Source organism: Gardnerella lacydonensis (genome assembly GCF_048545055.1).
Taxonomy (GTDB): Bacteria; Actinomycetota; Actinomycetes; order Actinomycetales; family Bifidobacteriaceae; genus Bifidobacterium; species Bifidobacterium vaginale_C.
Genome location: NZ_JBKQXT010000002.1, coordinates 123764 through 140359, shown reverse-complemented (window position 1 = coordinate 140359; position 16596 = coordinate 123764). Strand labels below are relative to the sequence as shown.

Annotated in this window: 13 protein-coding genes; 3 read left to right on the top strand and 10 right to left on the bottom strand. The window is 42.0% G+C overall.

Features of this window, described 5'->3' with window-relative positions; all coding sequences use genetic code 11:
• Positions 1-122: 122 nt before the first annotated feature.
• From dnaG to ACJV45_RS02575, 9 genes are all read right to left on the bottom strand, one after another.
• On the bottom strand, positions 123-2225 hold the full coding sequence (gene dnaG / locus ACJV45_RS02615) for a DNA primase (protein WP_419397589.1): 2103 nt from the start codon (positions 2223-2225) through the stop codon (positions 123-125).
• 58 nt (positions 2226-2283) lie between these two features.
• A complete protein-coding gene (locus tag ACJV45_RS02610; protein ID WP_004120812.1) occupies positions 2284-3567 on the bottom strand; it encodes a deoxyguanosinetriphosphate triphosphohydrolase in 1284 nt (427 codons plus the stop codon).
• Positions 3568-3612: 45 nt separating this feature from the next.
• Positions 3613-4968, bottom strand: coding sequence for an alanine racemase (gene alr / locus ACJV45_RS02605; protein WP_419397588.1), 1356 nt, complete (start codon positions 4966-4968; stop codon positions 3613-3615).
• 97 nt (positions 4969-5065) lie between these two features.
• Positions 5066-5611, bottom strand: a complete 546-nt coding sequence (locus tag ACJV45_RS02600) for a histone acetyltransferase (protein WP_004120817.1) — start codon at positions 5609-5611, stop codon at positions 5066-5068.
• Positions 5612-5687: 76 nt separating this feature from the next.
• Positions 5688-6188 (bottom strand): S-ribosylhomocysteine lyase, encoded by a 501-nt coding sequence (locus ACJV45_RS02595; RefSeq protein ID WP_004126097.1) that lies wholly within the window; start codon positions 6186-6188, stop codon positions 5688-5690.
• A 163-nt stretch (positions 6189-6351) separates the two neighbouring features.
• Entirely contained in the window at positions 6352-8061 is a 1710-nt protein-coding gene (locus ACJV45_RS02590) for an ABC transporter ATP-binding protein (RefSeq protein WP_419397587.1), read from the bottom strand.
• Entirely contained in the window at positions 8051-8896 is an 846-nt protein-coding gene (locus tag ACJV45_RS02585; RefSeq protein WP_004120825.1) for an ABC transporter permease, read from the bottom strand. Before ACJV45_RS02585 ends, ACJV45_RS02590 begins: the two co-directional genes overlap by 11 nt.
• A 36-nt stretch (positions 8897-8932) precedes the next feature.
• A complete protein-coding gene (locus ACJV45_RS02580; protein ID WP_004120828.1) occupies positions 8933-9901 on the bottom strand; it encodes an ABC transporter permease in 969 nt (322 codons plus the stop codon).
• A gap of 182 nt (positions 9902-10083) precedes the next feature.
• The gene (locus ACJV45_RS02575) at positions 10084-11766 is read right to left on the bottom strand and encodes an ABC transporter substrate-binding protein (RefSeq protein ID WP_004120831.1); all 1683 of its coding nucleotides are present in this window, start codon (positions 11764-11766) and stop codon (positions 10084-10086) included.
• Positions 11767-12211: 445 nt separating this feature from the next.
• Between ACJV45_RS02575 and pdxS the strand changes: the two genes are divergently transcribed.
• Positions 12212-13147, top strand: a complete 936-nt coding sequence (pdxS, locus tag ACJV45_RS02570) for a pyridoxal 5'-phosphate synthase lyase subunit PdxS (RefSeq protein WP_004126122.1) — start codon at positions 12212-12214, stop codon at positions 13145-13147.
• A 9-nt stretch (positions 13148-13156) separates the two neighbouring features.
• Positions 13157-13756, top strand: coding sequence for a pyridoxal 5'-phosphate synthase glutaminase subunit PdxT (gene pdxT, locus ACJV45_RS02565; protein ID WP_004126125.1), 600 nt, complete (start codon positions 13157-13159; stop codon positions 13754-13756).
• A 92-nt stretch (positions 13757-13848) separates the two neighbouring features.
• On the opposite strand, the gene ACJV45_RS02560 is transcribed toward pdxT, so the two are convergent.
• A complete protein-coding gene (locus ACJV45_RS02560; RefSeq protein ID WP_419397586.1) occupies positions 13849-15612 on the bottom strand; it encodes a glycoside hydrolase family 13 protein in 1764 nt (587 codons plus the stop codon).
• 201 nt (positions 15613-15813) lie between these two features.
• Here ACJV45_RS02560 and ACJV45_RS02555 point away from each other — a divergent pair, with 201 nt between their 5' ends.
• Positions 15814-16584: a type III pantothenate kinase gene (locus ACJV45_RS02555; protein WP_019261249.1), complete on the top strand. Its 771-nt coding sequence runs from the start codon at positions 15814-15816 to the stop codon at positions 16582-16584.
• Positions 16585-16596 lie beyond the last annotated feature (12 nt).

The window sequence follows — 16596 nt, the reverse complement described above, 5'->3', positions numbered from 1 at the left end:
GTGTGGATTATTTCATCACATACACTCCAAGCATTCCACAAATACATACCAAAATATAAAAATAAGAAACGTTAAAAAGCAAAGTAAACAGCATTAAGATGTAAATACAATACTGATACATCTTATAGAATTTGCGACTGAAGGTTTTTTCGAGCGCTTTCCATTTTAGTGATTTGACCTAAAAGATTAAGCTTTTCTTGACCATCAGGAAGCTTACTCATACGAACTTTAAAAGCTCCGATTTTTCGCATAAAACCAACGTCTAGAAGTTTAATAAGCAACTCGTTTGCATATTTTTGCTCTTCTTCACTAGGAACGCGCAAAAGATCAGATGGTCCGCCTTTAGTGCCTTCGCCACCATAGTCGTAAGCAGCCGACGAGTTAAGCGAAGAAGCCCCACTTAAGCCCTTATTAAAAGACAATGGAAGAGGCATTACAGAAAGCTCGTTAATAACGCCTTCTAGCATTGGACCAGCAGCTTTAGTTATAATATGAAGCCACAATCCTTGACTTGCATTTGAAGTAGGCAATCCCCCAGCTGCCACAAAAGCCTGAAAAAGCGTTCTAAAAACTGGCGTAATAAAATTATTCAAAGTAAGCTGCGCAAAAAGCTGACTGTTAAACGCTAAAGGAGATTGCATAAGAACAGCCATAAATTGCTGCTCACACATAAACACAGAATCGTCAACCTTATAATAGCTTTGATTTTTGTACGCACTCCTAGACATAGCGGTTTTTATAGCAGCTTCATTCATACTCTGCGAACGCTGATCAAACACGCGAGAATCCGAAGAAACGCCAAAAGAATAACCTTTAGAATAAGCATCATCGTCTACAACGTGCAATCGCCTTCTAGCAGACTCCACTTCCCTACGCATAACGTCTAGATCAACACCAATATTTCTAACGGCTTTCCTAGTATACAAGTCCAACAAAGACCTGTCTCGAATTTGCGCAACAAGAGGAGCAACCGCCTTAACAGCCCCCATCTGACCTGTTGCAAAAGTCGTGTCAAACTTACGAATAACAGTGTCAATTACAAAATCGTAAAGAGGATTAGCGCGCGAAATCAAAGAACGAACAGCCTCGTCTCCCCTTTGAATACGCAAATCGCAAGGGTCTAAATTGTTATCTGCAACAGCAACAAAAGTCTGTGTCAAAAACGCTGAATCTAAGCCAAAAGCATGCAACGCAGCTTTCTGGCCAGCCGCATCCCCATCAAAAGTAAAAACAATACGAGAACTAACTTGCTGACCCTCTACTTTTACAGGTCCTACAAGCTGAATCGCTCCCAAAGAATCGTCTGCAATAAGACGGCGAATAATCTTCGCATGCTCCGCGCCAAAAGCCGTTCCACAAGTTGCAACAGCAGTATCTACACCAGCTAAATGGCAAGCCATAACATCCGTATAGCCTTCCACAATCACAACTTGACGCTTTTTAACAATATTCGACTTAGCAATGTCAATTCCATAAAGAACTTGCGTTTTTCTATACAACACAGTGTCTGGAGTGTTAATGTATTTTGCGCTAATAGAATCGTCATCGTAAAGCTTTCTAGCACCAAAACCCAAAGTTCTGCCTGTAGAATCGCGAATAGGCCACGTTAATCTGCCGCGAAAATAATCGTAAATTCCGCGCTGACCTTGGCGCGCTAAACCTGCATCCAATAATTCTTGACGAGTAAAGCCTTTATTAGACAAATATCTAACTAGAGTATCCCAACTATTCGGCGCATATCCGCAACCAAAACGTTCACATTGAGCTTGAGTAAAATTACGTCCAGCAAGCAAACTACGAGCTGGAGCTGCTTCTTTAGAGTTGATTTGGGACACGAAAAAACGCTGAGCTTCCTCATTTGCTTCTATAAGACGAGCACGCTTTGAACCTGCGTGAGCACTATCTTTACCAGCTTGCGACTGGTCATAATGAACTTCAACATGGTATCGATCTGCCAACAGTTCTACTGCCTCGCGAAAATCAATGTTTTCTTTTTGCTCAACATACTTAAAAACATCTCCGCCAGCACCACAACCAAAGCAATGCCAGACACCTAAGCTTGGACGAACGCTAAAACTAGGCGTTTTTTCATCGTGAAACGGGCAAAGCCCTACAAAAGTACCCGTTCCAGAAGGCTTAAGCGTAACAGTTGCAGACACAATATCGTACAAATCTGCAGCAGCGCGCACACGCTCAACGTCTTCTTTTACAATCATTCCAGCCATAGTCTCTAGCTTATCGCAAGCCGGAGGCTATAGACACTCTATACTAGAAAGAGTTGATTTAACACAAAGCGGCATGAAGAGCTGTAGCAGATCCATCTGTAAGACTTGCAACTTGATCAATCGCAACTCTTAAACGCTCGTCATCGCTAGAGCAAGCATTCCAATCGCTTATAAACACAGATTCCATAGCATCGTGTGCTCGCGGAGACTTGCTCATAAACACCTCTACCAAATCCGTTAGAATCTTTTGCTCACGCCTATAAAACTCGCGCTCTCTAGGTTGGATTATAAAATGCACAGCCAAGCTTTTAAGAACGATTATCTCGTAAGATGTTTCTGGCGGAATCACAACGTTTGCGCGGTAGCGAATTAAAGCGCCGTTCCCATATTTTTCTCGAGTTGCTCGCTCAACAGAACTTGCAAACCTTCCGATTAAAGCACTCGTAATATTCTTTAAATGAGCGAGCGACCTTCTAGAGCCGTCAAAAGAATCAGGGAACATGTTAAGAGCACGCAAACGCTTAAAAGCTGCCAAAAGACTATCCGCATCCCACTGGCTACCGTACCAATTATGAGCTTCTTGAACAATTTGATCTGCAACGCTTGAATCCCAAACAAGCTCCGTGTTAAAAGCGCCAGTCACAATCGCATCTTCAATATCGTGAACACTGTATGCAATATCGTCGGAAAGATCCATAATTTGGCACTCCATAGGCTTCGATTCGCGTGGAGAGCCACTTTTTAGCCAATCAAAAACTTCTCTATCGTCTGGGTAAACGCAGAATTTTAGATCACGCTCGCCTTTATCGTGCGCTTTTGCTTCATCAAAACCCCAAGGATATTTAACAGCAGCATCCAAGCTTGCTCGCGTAAGATTTACGCCTGCGCTAGCTCCATTTTCTCTAAAAACTTTAGGCTCTAAACGCGTTAAAAGTCTAAGAGTTTGAGCATTTCCTTCAAAACCACCAATATTGCTTGCGATTTGAGCAAGCGCACGCTCGCCATTGTGACCAAAAGGAGGATGACCTAAGTCGTGAGCTAAGCAAGCGCAATCTACAACGTCTGGATCCGCGCCAAGCATCGCAGCAATCTGGCGACCAATTTGCGCAACTTCCAACGTATGTGTTAAACGCGTGCGAGCAAAATCGTCGGAGCCTGCTACAAGTACTTGACTTTTAGCACCAAGCCTTCTAAGCGCTGAAGAGTGGATTATTCTTGCTCTGTCTCGCTCAAACGGTGTGCGAGCGCGCGTGTGATGAGGCTCGCTAGCCCATCTCTCAGTATCGTGCAAACTGTATTCGCCAACAACTTCGTTATCGGAAGCAATCACCTCATCACACATTAAAAACCTCTTCTTCTAAATCACAAGTAGCAAATCGCAAGATCGCTAAATCAAGCTTTTTTCATCCAACATTTTTATGTCTTTTTCAGGCAAAACTTCGTAAGCATTCTTATACAATCGAGGAACTCTAGGACCTATGCCAGTCATAATCTCGTAGCTTATTGTTCCTGCAGCTGCTGCCCAATCGTCTGCCGTCGGTTCCGCATATTCAAGACCCCTGCCTGGACCAAAAAGCCTGACTGTATCTCCTTCTTTAACCCCAAGCTCTTTAGCGCTGCCTTTTAAGTCAACAATAAATTGATCCATGCAAACGCGCCCCGAAACGTGCAAAATCCTAGCACCGTTATTAGTTTCCACGCGCACGGGTCCTCCAGGCTTATCAACATGCCGAGATCCTTGCATATCAAATCCGCTAGCGGCGCGCAAAATGCCATCCGCATAGCCAAGTGGAACGATTGCTGTGCTTGTATTATCTGGCGTTAAATACGTGCGGCCGTACGAAATGCCGTGACCTGCTTCTACAGATTTAACTGTTCCTAATTGCGCTTGTAAAGTCATAGCTGGGCGCAAGTCGTAAGTTTGAGGCGCTCCCATAACAGGGTCTGGCTCGTATCCATATAATCCAATTCCTGGGCGAACAAGCTCAAATCGTATCTCTGGCCTGTTAAGAGTTGCAGCTGTATTAGCTAAATGTCGGATTTTAGACTCCAACCCAGCTTCGCGCATTCTTCGAGTAAAATCGTGGAATTGCTCAATCTGCCTATCTGTAGACGCCACAAACTCTGGAACGTCTGGGCAATCAGCAACAGCCAAGTGACTCCATTGACCAATAACTTCGATTAATCCCTGGCTAGAATATTCACTAAGTTTTTCTAAAGCAGCATTAAAACCTGCAGGCGTAAAACCGTTTCTGCCGAATCCCGTATCTACCTTAACGTGCACGCGTGCAGCGGCACCAACCGATTTAGCAGCGAGCGCAACAGCGTCAATGGAATCAAGAGATCCAACAGAAATATCAATATCTGCGTTTATTAAATCAGCAAAAAGAGACGTTGGAGCACTAGTAAGCCATGTAAGAATACGGCATCTGCTTGAGTCAATTCCACATGTGCGAAGTCGCAAAGCCTCATAAGGCTGAGCTGTGCCAAGCCAAGTTGCTCCTCCTGCTAAAGCTGCAAGCGCACTAGGAATAAGCCCGTGACCATAAGCGTCTGCTTTAACAACTCCCATAACTGCTGGCGACTTTTGCCCAGGCTGCAAATCTTTAGAAACACGCTCAACAAGCGTTCTCATATTATCTCTTAGCGCTTTTAAATCAACGATTACCTGCCCTGGGTATGTACTCAAGGCGCGAGCATAGTTTTCTTGCAAAATCGTTTGTATACTCGAATTTTTACACATATCTCACGCCTTTACTTTTAGTTTTTACTTTATTTTTTTATATCTACTATATATGCAACTAATTTTGACTTACGTTTTGATACAGCTAATACCGTATTTAATACCGTATTACATGATTATGCGAGCGCAACCATTGATACGCGATTCTAGTTGCGCTATGTGCGCGATCTGGAATTACAACAAGACCACACTTGCTAAAGCCTTCTCGCAAAATAACTTTTTGCATAATCAAGTTGTCGGGATGAGTGTCGATTCTAACATTAGAGTAGTTGAGTTTAGCCCATTTTAAACACTCGCTTGCCATTTTTGGTCTAACTCCCGAAGATGCAAGTCGATGGATTGTAACGTATGGCAAAACGTCATCTAGCCACGCTCCGTCGATCTTTGCATAGACTTCATCAAGCCCCTCGCACAGTGCAAATTGCGCCAAAATGCGCTCATCGCCAAAGTCTGGATCCGTGTCTACAAGAAGATTAAAACGATTCAAACGAATATCTTCTATAACACTAGACGTCAGAGGAAAACGATCTCCCCATTGATGAGGATTACCATTATTTGCCATAAATACTCTTGCTCTCTCATAAATATTTTCAATATCTTTTAGATCGCTAAGAGTTGCTTTCCTCAATCTTATATCACACATACACCCCCCTATGCTTAGAATATAGCGATTTTACAGTCTTACACAAGCAAAGTCTTACACAATCGAACGAAACGAATCACACAATCTTGCGTTCAAAAGGATCGGAACTAATGCCCTTATCTAAAATATCTTTACACCATTGACGCGCTCCGAACAAGCTATGATCTCGGTAGTTTCCGCAAGACTCAATAGTTGTAGCTGGAACATCATCCCAAGTAGCTTTATACGCAATAAATTCAAGCGATTCCTTCAACGCGCGCGCAACATCTTCCGTGCTATGAGTGCCCCAAGTTAAAAGATGGAATCCTGTGCGGCAACCAAATGGAGAGCAGTCAATGTAGCCTTCAATACGCTGACGCAAAAGAACAGCAATAGTGTGCTCAATCGTATGCAAAGCGCCCGTAGGAATAGCCTCTTGGTTAGGCTGAGTTAAGCGAATATCGTAGTTAGAAATAACATCTCCATTCGGGCCTTTTTGAGTGTCAATATAGCGAACATATGGAGCCTTAACTTTAGTGTGGTCAAGCTCAAAGCTTTCTGGACGAGGAGTCGGCTGATTGTTTTGATTTTCGCTCATTTTATCTTTCCTAACTTATATTCATGCGCAAAATATATGCGTAAATAACGATTACTAAATAATATTAGACGCTATTCTTGCCAAACACACATAAATGCGAATTTAAAAATATTTTTTATTGACTTATTAACTTATAAGACTTACATATACAGAATATACAGACTTACAAAGTAGCAGCATCAATAAGTTCACGCGTGTAACTATGTTTTGGATTAGTCAAAATTTGATTTACACGCCCCGATTCAACAACAACGCCATCTTTTAGAACAACAACACTAGACGCTAAATGCTGAATCATACCAAGATCATGGCTAACGAATACGCATGCCATATTAGGGCGATTTGCGCGAATCACATTAAAAGCATCTAAGATTCTTGTACGTTCAGCAACATCGATTGCGCTCATTGGCTCATCCGCAACCAAAACTTTAGGATTATTGATTAGCGCTCTAGCAATCGCAACGCATTGAGCTTGTCCGCCCGAAAGCTCGCAAGGGTATCTTTTGCCAAAAACATTAGGATTTAATCCAACTAAATTCAAAACATCATCTACTTTAGAGTCAATAGCATGTGAATCAACATCACGTGAATCAACAATATTTGAGTCAGAACTCATGTTTTTACGCCATATTTCAAGCGGTTCAGCAACGCTTTTTCTAACTGTCCAACGCGGATCTAAAGCCGCAAAAGGATGCTGAAATACAAGCGAACATTGTCTTCTCATATTTGCGTAAGCAGAGTCTTTTACACTTGATTTTTTAGCGTTTTTAGCAGTTTCGACAACTTTGCCGCAATACTCTATTCTTCCTTCGCTTATTTCTTGCAATCCAAGCAAAGAGCGAATCAAAGTTGTTTTACCACTTCCCGATCCGCCAATTAAAGCTAAAGATTCGCCAACTTTAAGATTAAAGTCCACGCCTTTTAATGCTTCAACGCGGGTCTTTGAGCTTCCTAAAACAACGTGAACGTTTTTAGCTTTAAAAATGCAATCATCTTTAGAAGAATTATTTTTATTTAAATCATTCTTATTTAAATCGCTTTTACTATCAAAACTTGAATTATTCTTATCAAAATTCAAATCATTTTTACTAAGACTTAAATCATTTTTACTAAGACTTAAAGCGCGCGCCGCAAGAACAAGCTGTTTAGTAGAGCGAACCTTAGGATTTTCTAGCAATTCACCAACACGCGCGCTATCGACTAATCGCCCAGAATCCAAAACATAGCAACGAGTAGCAGTGCGAGAAAGAACCGAAAAATCGTGAGTAACAAAAAGCATTGAAGCGCCCATATTATCAACTAAAGAAGTGAGCATATTCACAACATCTTTTTGTGTAACAGAATCAAGAGCAGTAGTCGGCTCATCCGCAAGAATCAACTTAGGGCAAGTTATAAGAGCTGTAGCAATCCCAACTCGTTGCATTTGACCGCCCGAAAGCTCAAAAGTGCGCTTATTTAAAATATTTGCGTTTAAACCAACTTTTTCAAGCATAACTTTAACGCGATTTTGAATATCGTCTTCGTCTAAATTGTAATGAAGCCTAAGAGGTAACGCGATTTGCTCGCTAACATTCATAATAGGGTTAAGAGCACGATCCGCTTGCTGAAAAACAACGCCAACATACTTGCCACGAATGCGCGCAAGCGCAGAATCGTTAGCGCCAACAGTTTGGGCATTGCCAACATGGCAAGAGCCAGTGATTTTGCAATTAGAAGGAACTAAGCCAATCGCAGCTCTTAAAAGCATTGATTTACCAGAGCCAGAAGATCCAACTAACCCAACGCGCTCGCCATCTTTAACGTTAAGTGAAACATCACTTAAAATGCGCGAAGATCCAATGCTAAGAGATAATCCTTTTACATCAAGACTCATTCTTAGACTCCCTATTTGCTGGATTTGTAACACTTCTTAAAACATCACCCAAAAGATTAAGAGCCAAAACTGTTAAAGTGACAACAAGACCAGGCCATAAAGCCGCAAGCGGATAAACATGAATCAAAGTAACCGAAGTAGAAAGAACACGACCCCAACTCGGCACTCCCGAAGGAACACCAACACCTAAATAAGTCAATCCGCTTTCCGCTAAAATAACAGTTCCTGCCGAAAGCGAAAGCTGAACGGAAGCAATAGGCAAAATATTAGGGAGAACATGCTTTAGTAGAACGTAACTTCTGCTAGCTCCATTAGAAATCGCGCAATCAACATAGTTGGACTTAAGAACAAGAACAGCACTTGGTCGCAAAATACGAGCAAGATTTAAGCCATATCCAAATCCGCATGCAAGCATAATTACAAGAACGGATGCTCCAAGAGGCACAGCAAGCATAAGCGCGATCAAAACTGTAGGAATGGAAATTAAAGCGTCTACTGCCATAATACTTACGGAACGAATTTTTTGAACGCGGCAAATCGTAAAACTCAAAATCACAAACCCAACAACGCTTGCAATCGCAACCGTTGAAATAACAAGCAAAATCTCTACTCTAGAACCAGCCATAAGCCAACTAAGCATATCTGCACCCGTGCCATCTGTGCCAAGCCAATGCTTTAGCGAAGGCTTTTGCCATACCTGGTAGCCGTTTGTTTCTAGAAGAGAATAAGGCGTCCACACAAAAGAAAGAGCAGCTACAAAAATCCACAAGCACAAAATAATGCAAACGAATTTTCCAGTAACTCCGTGCCAAATGCGTCTTAAAAACTTAATCATTGTTTGAAGCACTCCCCACTTGAATCACTGCTCGAATCATTCACTACTCGAATCTTGGCTAAGTCTTGAATCCAGCAAACGATGCAACACGTCAATCGCAAAACCAACAAGCAAGAACAATGCAGAAAGCATAAAAAGATTGCCTTGAACAGATATAAGATCTCGCAAACCAACATCTCTCACAAGACCCATACCCATTCCAGGAAGCGAAAACAGATTTTCAATAACCATTACGCCCATAATCATATGCGCAAAAGTCAAGCCGATTACAGATACAAGCTGCGGCAACGCTAATCGCAAGCCAACTCGCCAAATCATTTGCTTTTTAGTCATTCCACAAGCCATAGCTTGCAAAGCAATGTCACTATTAGAAATCTGCTCTAATGATGCTGCAGTGTAACGCATAAAACCAGATCCAACAATAATGCCAACTGTTAGCGCTGGAAGAATCAAAGACAAAAATGCGCTACCAAAATCTCGCCAGCCGTCTGTTGGAAAACCTTGAGTAGGGAAAAACTCCACCAAACCAATGCCCTTGCCAAAAATCATGATTAAAATCATTCCACCCCAAAGAGCTGGAACAGATCCTGCTGTAATAGCACAAAACCTTGCGACTACTTGCGAAGCCTTACCAGAATGCAAAACTTGCAAGCATCCCAGAGGAATACCAATTGCGAGCGCAATTAAAAGTCCAAGGAAAATAAGTGGAAAAGTTATACTAGCACGCATGGCAATAGTGGATGCAACGGAGCGACCCGTAAGCATTGAAACACCAAAATCGCCTCTAAAAACGCCAAAAATCCACTCTAAATATTGAACAAAAAGGGGCTTGTTTAATCCTAAATCGCGTCTTAATTGCTCAACTTTGCCATCTGGCGCATTTAAGCCAGCCATAACTTGAGCAACGTCTCCAGGTAAAACTCTAAGAGCAAGAAATACGATTGCAGAAATAAATAGCAGCGCTACAAAAAACAACGCGATGCGTCGAAGAATCATGCGCTTCATACAAACCCCTTACTTAATCTAGTGTTTTCCGCATTTGTTCCCTTTTTGGTCGATTGGGGAAACAAACGCGGGAAAGTTTTACTGCTTTTGTTTACCAAATGAGCCAAAACGTAAACAAAAGCAAGAAAAAAGAAACAAACGCGGGCAATTTTTCAGAGCAAATCAGCTAAGTCTAGAGCAAATCACTTAAGTCGCAAGTTGTATAGCGGCAAAAGAACTTGATTAATGTCAAAAGGCATACCTTCAAGATTCTTTACCTTAGCTGTAACAACCTTATAATTAAGCAACCAATCCGCAGGAGCATCCTTGCTAACGATTCTCGCAGCCTTAGCAAGAAGCTTATTAGACTCCTTAGTATTCGCACAAAGCATTGCCTTAGCATACAAATCCTGAACCTGCTTATTGTTGTAACCGTAGTAATATTTAGGATCTGCCCACTGTCCAAAATCATGGCTTTCATTGTGATCTACCATAGACAAATCGTAGTTTTTATTGTTATAAACGTCGTGAAGCCAAGTAGTAAACTCAACAATGTTTACCTTCAGATCAATGCCAATCTGCTTTAGCTGAGACCTCAACTGGTCACCAAGTTGCGTTCCATAAATATTCGGGTACGTAAGTGAAAGATGCAAAGGATTTGATTCACTAAAACCAGCTTCCTTCATCAATGACTTAGCGCGCTTAACATCATGAGTGTAAATATTAGTCAAATCCTCATAACCTGGGTCAAGAGAAGGAATTGGACCACCCAACAAAGCATCCGTGCCTCCGCGTGAAGCAATAATTTGCTTATGGTCAATCGCATATCGAATCGCTTGGCGCACGCGCTTATCTTTAGTTCGTTCACCATTCATGTTCATAGCAAGCACAAATTTATCGGTGCTGTTTCCAGCTTTAACCACATAGCGCTTTGTATCCGCTTTAAAAGTCTTAGCAAGCTGACCGGAAATAGGCGCCAAAGCTTGAACAGCTCCAGAAGAAAGAGCATCTACAGCAGCAACATCATCCACAAAGTAGCGAACAACAACTTTTGATGTTCTAGGCTTATTAATACCCTTGTAGCATGGATTTGCCTTTAACACAACGCGGTCATTCGGTACAAACTTTTCTACCAAATACGGGCCAGATCCAACAGCTTGAGTTTTAGCATCATAATTCGCAAGCTTATCGAAGACTAATCCAGCTCTAGAGCACAATGCCCACAAAAGTTTTGCGTTTGGTTCTTTAAGCTTGATTTCAAACGTGTAATCATCCTTAGCTTTAGCGGATTCAACTTTTCCAACCATGTTTGATCCGCGATACTTCTTTGCAACAAGCTCGTTAAAAGACCACTCAGCATCTTTAGCCGTAAGCTTGTGCTTGTTAGAAAACACGACTCCCTTACGCATGTGGAACGTGTACTTTAAGCCATCTTTGCTAATTTCCCAACTCTTTGCAAGTGATGGAACAACCTTATTTTTAGTATTTCTAGCTACAAGACCTTCATACACGTTTCCAATCAACAACTGTTCTAAGGAAGAGCCAGATTGATTACGAATATCAAGATTTGTAGGAGCAAGTTTTAGTCCAATTGACACAGTTTTATTTGACACTTGTGTAGAGGATGTTTGACTTGCAGGATTTTTTTGCGGACCTGTAAACGTTGCAATAATAGCGCTAACCACTGCAATTACTACGATTGCTACAGAAACAAGCCAGAATTTTCCTAAACCACGCTTATTAGTTTTATATCCCCTTTTAGACGCAGCGTTAAGCGAAGCATCTGTACTAGAACTAAATTGCGATTGTTCTGCGTTTTCTTGCCCATAGAATTTATCGGTCGCGTCGTTATTGTACGCGCCATCTTTGGGTTCTTTGTTATCCATCCAACAAACCTTTCTGGATTGTAATTAGATACATTATTTATATTTAATTTATATTTATTCTGTTTTACAGCTCGTCGCTTTATCTAGCTGCAACTTTCGCAACCATAAAGTCAACGGCAAACACAATCGTATCCGATTCACAAGTCAAACAAAGATGTGGTGAGTCTAAACAACACATTGCATATTTACATTGCATATTTACATGATTTTTCAGATATTTTAAGCCTATTTTATTGCCATATATCCTACGAATGTGGTTAAATGCCAACAGACGTAAACTTGCAAACATGCGCAAAATCCTAAAAAGATTAGAATCACGCTAGCTTGCATATTAACAAAATACATACGTTTAATAGCATGTGTTTAATAGATGCATGAAAATGTGTAGTATAACACTGTACAACATAAAAATGCGTTTAATAGGTTTAGTAAAAAGCGAGGAATAATGGCTGAGAACCTGAATACTACAGTAACCGTGAACGAATCCTCGGATCCGCAGAATAAAGGCAGCGAGGACCGCACTGCTCTAAATCGCCAGCTTGCACAAATGCTTAAAGGCGGCGTAATTATGGACGTTACTACTCCAGAGCAGGCACGAATTGCTGAAGATTCTGGAGCTTGCGCAGTTATGGCTTTGGAGCGTATTCCTGCTGATATTCGCGCAGCTGGCGGAGTTTCTAGAATGAGCGATCCAGCTATGATTCACGGAATTCAAGAAGCTGTGTCTATTCCTGTTATGGCAAAATGCCGTATCGGTCACTTTGTTGAAGCGCAGGTACTTGAGGCTATTGAGATTGATTACATTGACGAAAGCGAAGTGCTTAGCCCAGCTGATGATGTTTACCACATCAATAAGCGCGATTTTGCTGTGCCTTTCGTTTGCGGCGCTAAGGATTTGGGTGAGGCTTTGCGCAGGATTAACGAAGGCGCTTCCATGATTCGTACTAAGGGTGAGCCTGGAACTGGCGACGTTATTCAAGCTGTGCGCCACATGCGCATGATGAATTCCGCAATTCGTAAGCTTACAAGCATGCGCGAGGATGAGCTTTTTGAGGAAGCTAAGACTTTGCGCGTGCCTTTCGATCTCGTAAAGTACGTTGCACAAAACGGCAAGCTTCCTGTTGTTAACTTCGCTGCTGGCGGTGTTGCTACCCCTGCAGATGCTGCTTTAATGATGCAGCTTGGTGCTGAAGGCGTGTTCGTTGGCTCCGGCATCTTTAAGTCTGGAGACCCAGCAAAGCGCGCTGCTGCAATCGTTAAAGCTGTGACTAACTACAAGGACGCTAAAATGATTGCTAAGCTTTCCGAGAATTTAGGCGAAGCAATGGTTGGCATTAACGAGCAGGAAATCAAGCTTTTAATGGCTAATCGCGGCGAGTGATTGAGGCGAATGATTTTGGCAGACTCACCTACTACTACTTCTAGCTGCGCGCACACTGTAGCAGTTTTAGCTGTTCAAGGAGCTTTTCTTGAGCATCGCTTAATGCTAGAAAAACTGGGTGCGCGCGTTATTGAGCTTCGTCAAGCACGCGATTTAGAGCAATCTTTTGACCGCCTTGTTTTGCCTGGCGGCGAAAGCACTGTGCAAACTAAGCTTCTTAAAGAGCAAAATATGCTCGAACCTTTGCGCGAGAGAATTGCAAACGGAATGCCTGTTCTTGGCACTTGTGCAGGCTTGATTTTGCTTGCAAAAAACGTGGAAGGTAACGAAGTTAGCGGATTTGGCACGCTCGATGTAACCGTTAAGCGCAACGCTTACGGCCGCCAGCTTGGAAGCTTCCATTGCGAATCTGAGTTTGGAAATCTTGGAGCCGTTCCAATGACGTTTATTCGCGCGCCTTATATTGCACAAGTTGGGTCGAATGCCGAAACTCTTGCAACAGTAGATGGCAACGTTGTGGCTGCTCGTCAAGGAAATCAAATCGGAACAGCTTTCCACCCAGAGCTTGACGAAGACACTAGAATCCATCAGCTCTTCTTAGATTTGTAAATATCTTAGATTTGTAAATAAATGTGGCACTTAAATCACTTGTTTAAGTGCCACTTTTATGATTAAAACACTATTAAAACGCCATTAAACCGCTATTTTACCTCAAAAATCGCGTATCCAAAGGCTCCAAGAGCATGATTTTGAGCATCATAATTGTAGCTAATAATCGGCTCACAATCAGGCAAAGCACTAAACGAATCATTAGATTCATTGAACGCATTTAAAGCCACAACAACACGCTTAGAATCAGTTGCTCGAGCAAACACAAACTTTCCGCGCTCATCATAGTCAAGAACCCTAAAATTGCCATGAATAAAGCAATCGTTGCTTCTACGTAATTTTATAAGTTCGCGGAACAAATCACGATTATCCTTTACAGGATTTGCCCAAGGCATAGGTGCGCGATAATCACACTCTTCAAAACCAACTACACCAAGCTCATCACCGTAGAACACGCTTGGAGTTCCAACAGATGTAAGCAAACAAAGTTCAGCCAAGCGGAATCGCTTATCCACCGTAGAAAAGTCGCCAGCAACCGAAGGGCTTTGAGTGCACAAGCTCCTAAAGCGACTAACGTCATGGCTATCAAGCAAATTCAACTGACCCTGAACAATCGGGAATGGGTATCTTAAAAGCATATCCACAAATCGACTATTAAACTCGCGCGCATTAATCTTGCCAAAAGCAAAGAAATCGCGGCAAACTTTGCGGAACTCGTAGTTCATAGTGGAGTCAAACATGTCTCCCTGCAGCCAACGCTCAGAATTCTCCCAAATCTCCGCAATTAGCACACTATCTTTTTTAGTCTTTTTAGCAACGGCGCGGAAGGCACGCCAAAAGTCTTTATCAACCTCATTAGCAACATCCAAACGCCAACCGTCAACATCAAAATCTTCAAGCCAATAGCGGCAAACGTCCATAAAATAGTCGCGAACTTCGGGATTAGAAGTATTGAGCTTTGGCATTTTACGCTCATACGCAAAACACGTATAGTTTGGGCGCTGACCATCTTGAGGGCGCACAACAGGGAACTTTAATCCATAGAACCAATCCTTGTATCGCGAATTTTCACCATTTTTAACAACATCGTCAAACGCGAAGAAATACCAACTAGAATGATTAAAAACGCCGTCAATAATTATGTGCATGCCGCGATTATGAACCTCGCTAACAAGCTCCCTAAAATCGTCGTCCGTTCCTAAATTAGGGCAAACGTGGTAATAGTCAAGAAGATCGTAACGATGGTATTCTGCAGCTTTAAAAATAGGATTCAAATACAGGCAATTAAAGCCCAAATCCTCAATATAATCAAGATTTTCGATTATTCCTCTAATTGTTCCACCCAAACGAGTGTGTAAAGTTTGGCCAGTTTTCTCATCAAAATAATCTTTTGCCTCGCAACTTATGCCACGTTTAGAATCTGCAAAACTATCTGGGAAAATGTTATAAACAACAGCCTCTTTAAGCCAATTAGGAACGTCGCTAATCTCCTCGCGGCGAATAAATGGGAACTGGTAGACTTCTGTACGATCTTCTGGAAAATCAGTCGCAATAGTATCGGCGTACAAATACAAGCGCTCATCCACATCTTGCATCTCAAAGTAATAACAAACTCTATCTAAATCGCTGTTTATGTTTGCTTCATAGTAGTCAAAGTAATCGTCGCTTGCAATCTTTTCCATTTTCAACGTGCGGAACTTATCTAACGGAGTCAAATCAACGCGATTTCCGTAATGCAAAACGCATGAACAAAGATTATTCTTTGCTGCACGCAAGCGAATTGTTAAACAATATTCTGCCGTAGAATACGCATATTGTGAAAGTGGTCGGTGCAATATTGCTTGACGATTTATCATTTACATTTCCTTTCTAGCCTCGCTGCCATTGTTTTCGACTTTATCACCTACTCTTCTACACCGCTACACTTTGATTGTGATTTCCTAAAACAGCAAGCACAAACAATCAAATTGCCCGCAACGGACTTAGCATTAATGTAGTATTGCTCTAAAGATGCGCATACTTAAGTTTGGCAACACACAAACACAACGGAGGCGAATATGCTTTTAGCAGTCGATATTGGAAACACGAATATTGTGCTTGGATTCTTGGAGAACGGCAAGATTGTTGGCACGTATAGAATGACTACAAAAGCAAATCACACTTCCGACGAATACGGCATTATGATTACGCAATTCTTAAATCTTAGCGGTTTTAGCGTAAACGATGTTGAAGATGTTATCGTTGCTTCGGTTGTCCCAAAAGTTATGCACTCGTTCCGCGCAAGCATTGTTAAGTTTTTGCAAATCGACCCTATGATTGTAGGCCCTGGCGTAAAAACTGGCGTAAATATTCGCATCGACGAGCCACGCTCTTTGGGAGCAGACTGCTTAGCGGATTGTGTTGGTGCGTTTTACGAATACGGCGGCCCCGTATTAGTTATAGATTTTGGCACAGCTACCACTTATAACTATGTTGATAAAAGCGGCGCAATTACTTGTGGACTTATTTGCACGGGAATTAGTGCGGCTGCGGCAGCTCTATGGGACAATACCGCTCAGCTTCCAGAAGTTGAGATTTCTCGCCCTAAATCCGTTCTTGCAAAATCAACTCGTCCTGCTATGCAAGCTGGATTGTATTACAGCTTCTTGGGTGGAATTGAGCGCACAATTGAGCAGTTCAAAATAGAGATAAATGAGCCTTTTAAGGTTGTTGCTACAGGAGGCTTGGGGCGACTTTTTGAAAAAGACGTTGACTCTATTGATTATTACGATTCAAATTTGATTTTTAAGGGAATGTACGAGATTTATAGACGAACGATCGGTTGCTAGCGACTTTTCCTT

Coding starts and splice junctions, on each gene's coding strand:
- ACJV45_RS02585 (WP_004120825.1), bottom strand. CDS start 8,896: ATGATTAAGTTTTTAAGACGCATTTGGCACGGAGTTACTGGAAAATTC.
- ACJV45_RS02610 (WP_004120812.1), bottom strand. CDS start 3,567: ATGTGTGATGAGGTGATTGCTTCCGATAACGAAGTTGTTGGCGAATAC.
- ACJV45_RS02595 (WP_004126097.1), bottom strand. CDS start 6,188: ATGAGCGAAAATCAAAACAATCAGCCGACTCCTCGTCCAGAAAGCTTT.
- ACJV45_RS02580 (WP_004120828.1), bottom strand. CDS start 9,901: ATGAAGCGCATGATTCTTCGACGCATCGCGTTGTTTTTTGTAGCGCTG.
- pdxS (WP_004126122.1), top strand. CDS start 12,212: ATGGCTGAGAACCTGAATACTACAGTAACCGTGAACGAATCCTCGGAT.
- pdxT (WP_004126125.1), top strand. CDS start 13,157: ATGATTTTGGCAGACTCACCTACTACTACTTCTAGCTGCGCGCACACT.
- ACJV45_RS02560 (WP_419397586.1), bottom strand. CDS start 15,612: ATGATAAATCGTCAAGCAATATTGCACCGACCACTTTCACAATATGCG.
- ACJV45_RS02575 (WP_004120831.1), bottom strand. CDS start 11,766: ATGGATAACAAAGAACCCAAAGATGGCGCGTACAATAACGACGCGACC.
- alr (WP_419397588.1), bottom strand. CDS start 4,968: ATGTGTAAAAATTCGAGTATACAAACGATTTTGCAAGAAAACTATGCT.
- dnaG (WP_419397589.1), bottom strand. CDS start 2,225: ATGGCTGGAATGATTGTAAAAGAAGACGTTGAGCGTGTGCGCGCTGCT.
- ACJV45_RS02555 (WP_019261249.1), top strand. CDS start 15,814: ATGCTTTTAGCAGTCGATATTGGAAACACGAATATTGTGCTTGGATTC.
- ACJV45_RS02590 (WP_419397587.1), bottom strand. CDS start 8,061: ATGAGTCTTGATGTAAAAGGATTATCTCTTAGCATTGGATCTTCGCGC.
- ACJV45_RS02600 (WP_004120817.1), bottom strand. CDS start 5,611: ATGTGTGATATAAGATTGAGGAAAGCAACTCTTAGCGATCTAAAAGAT.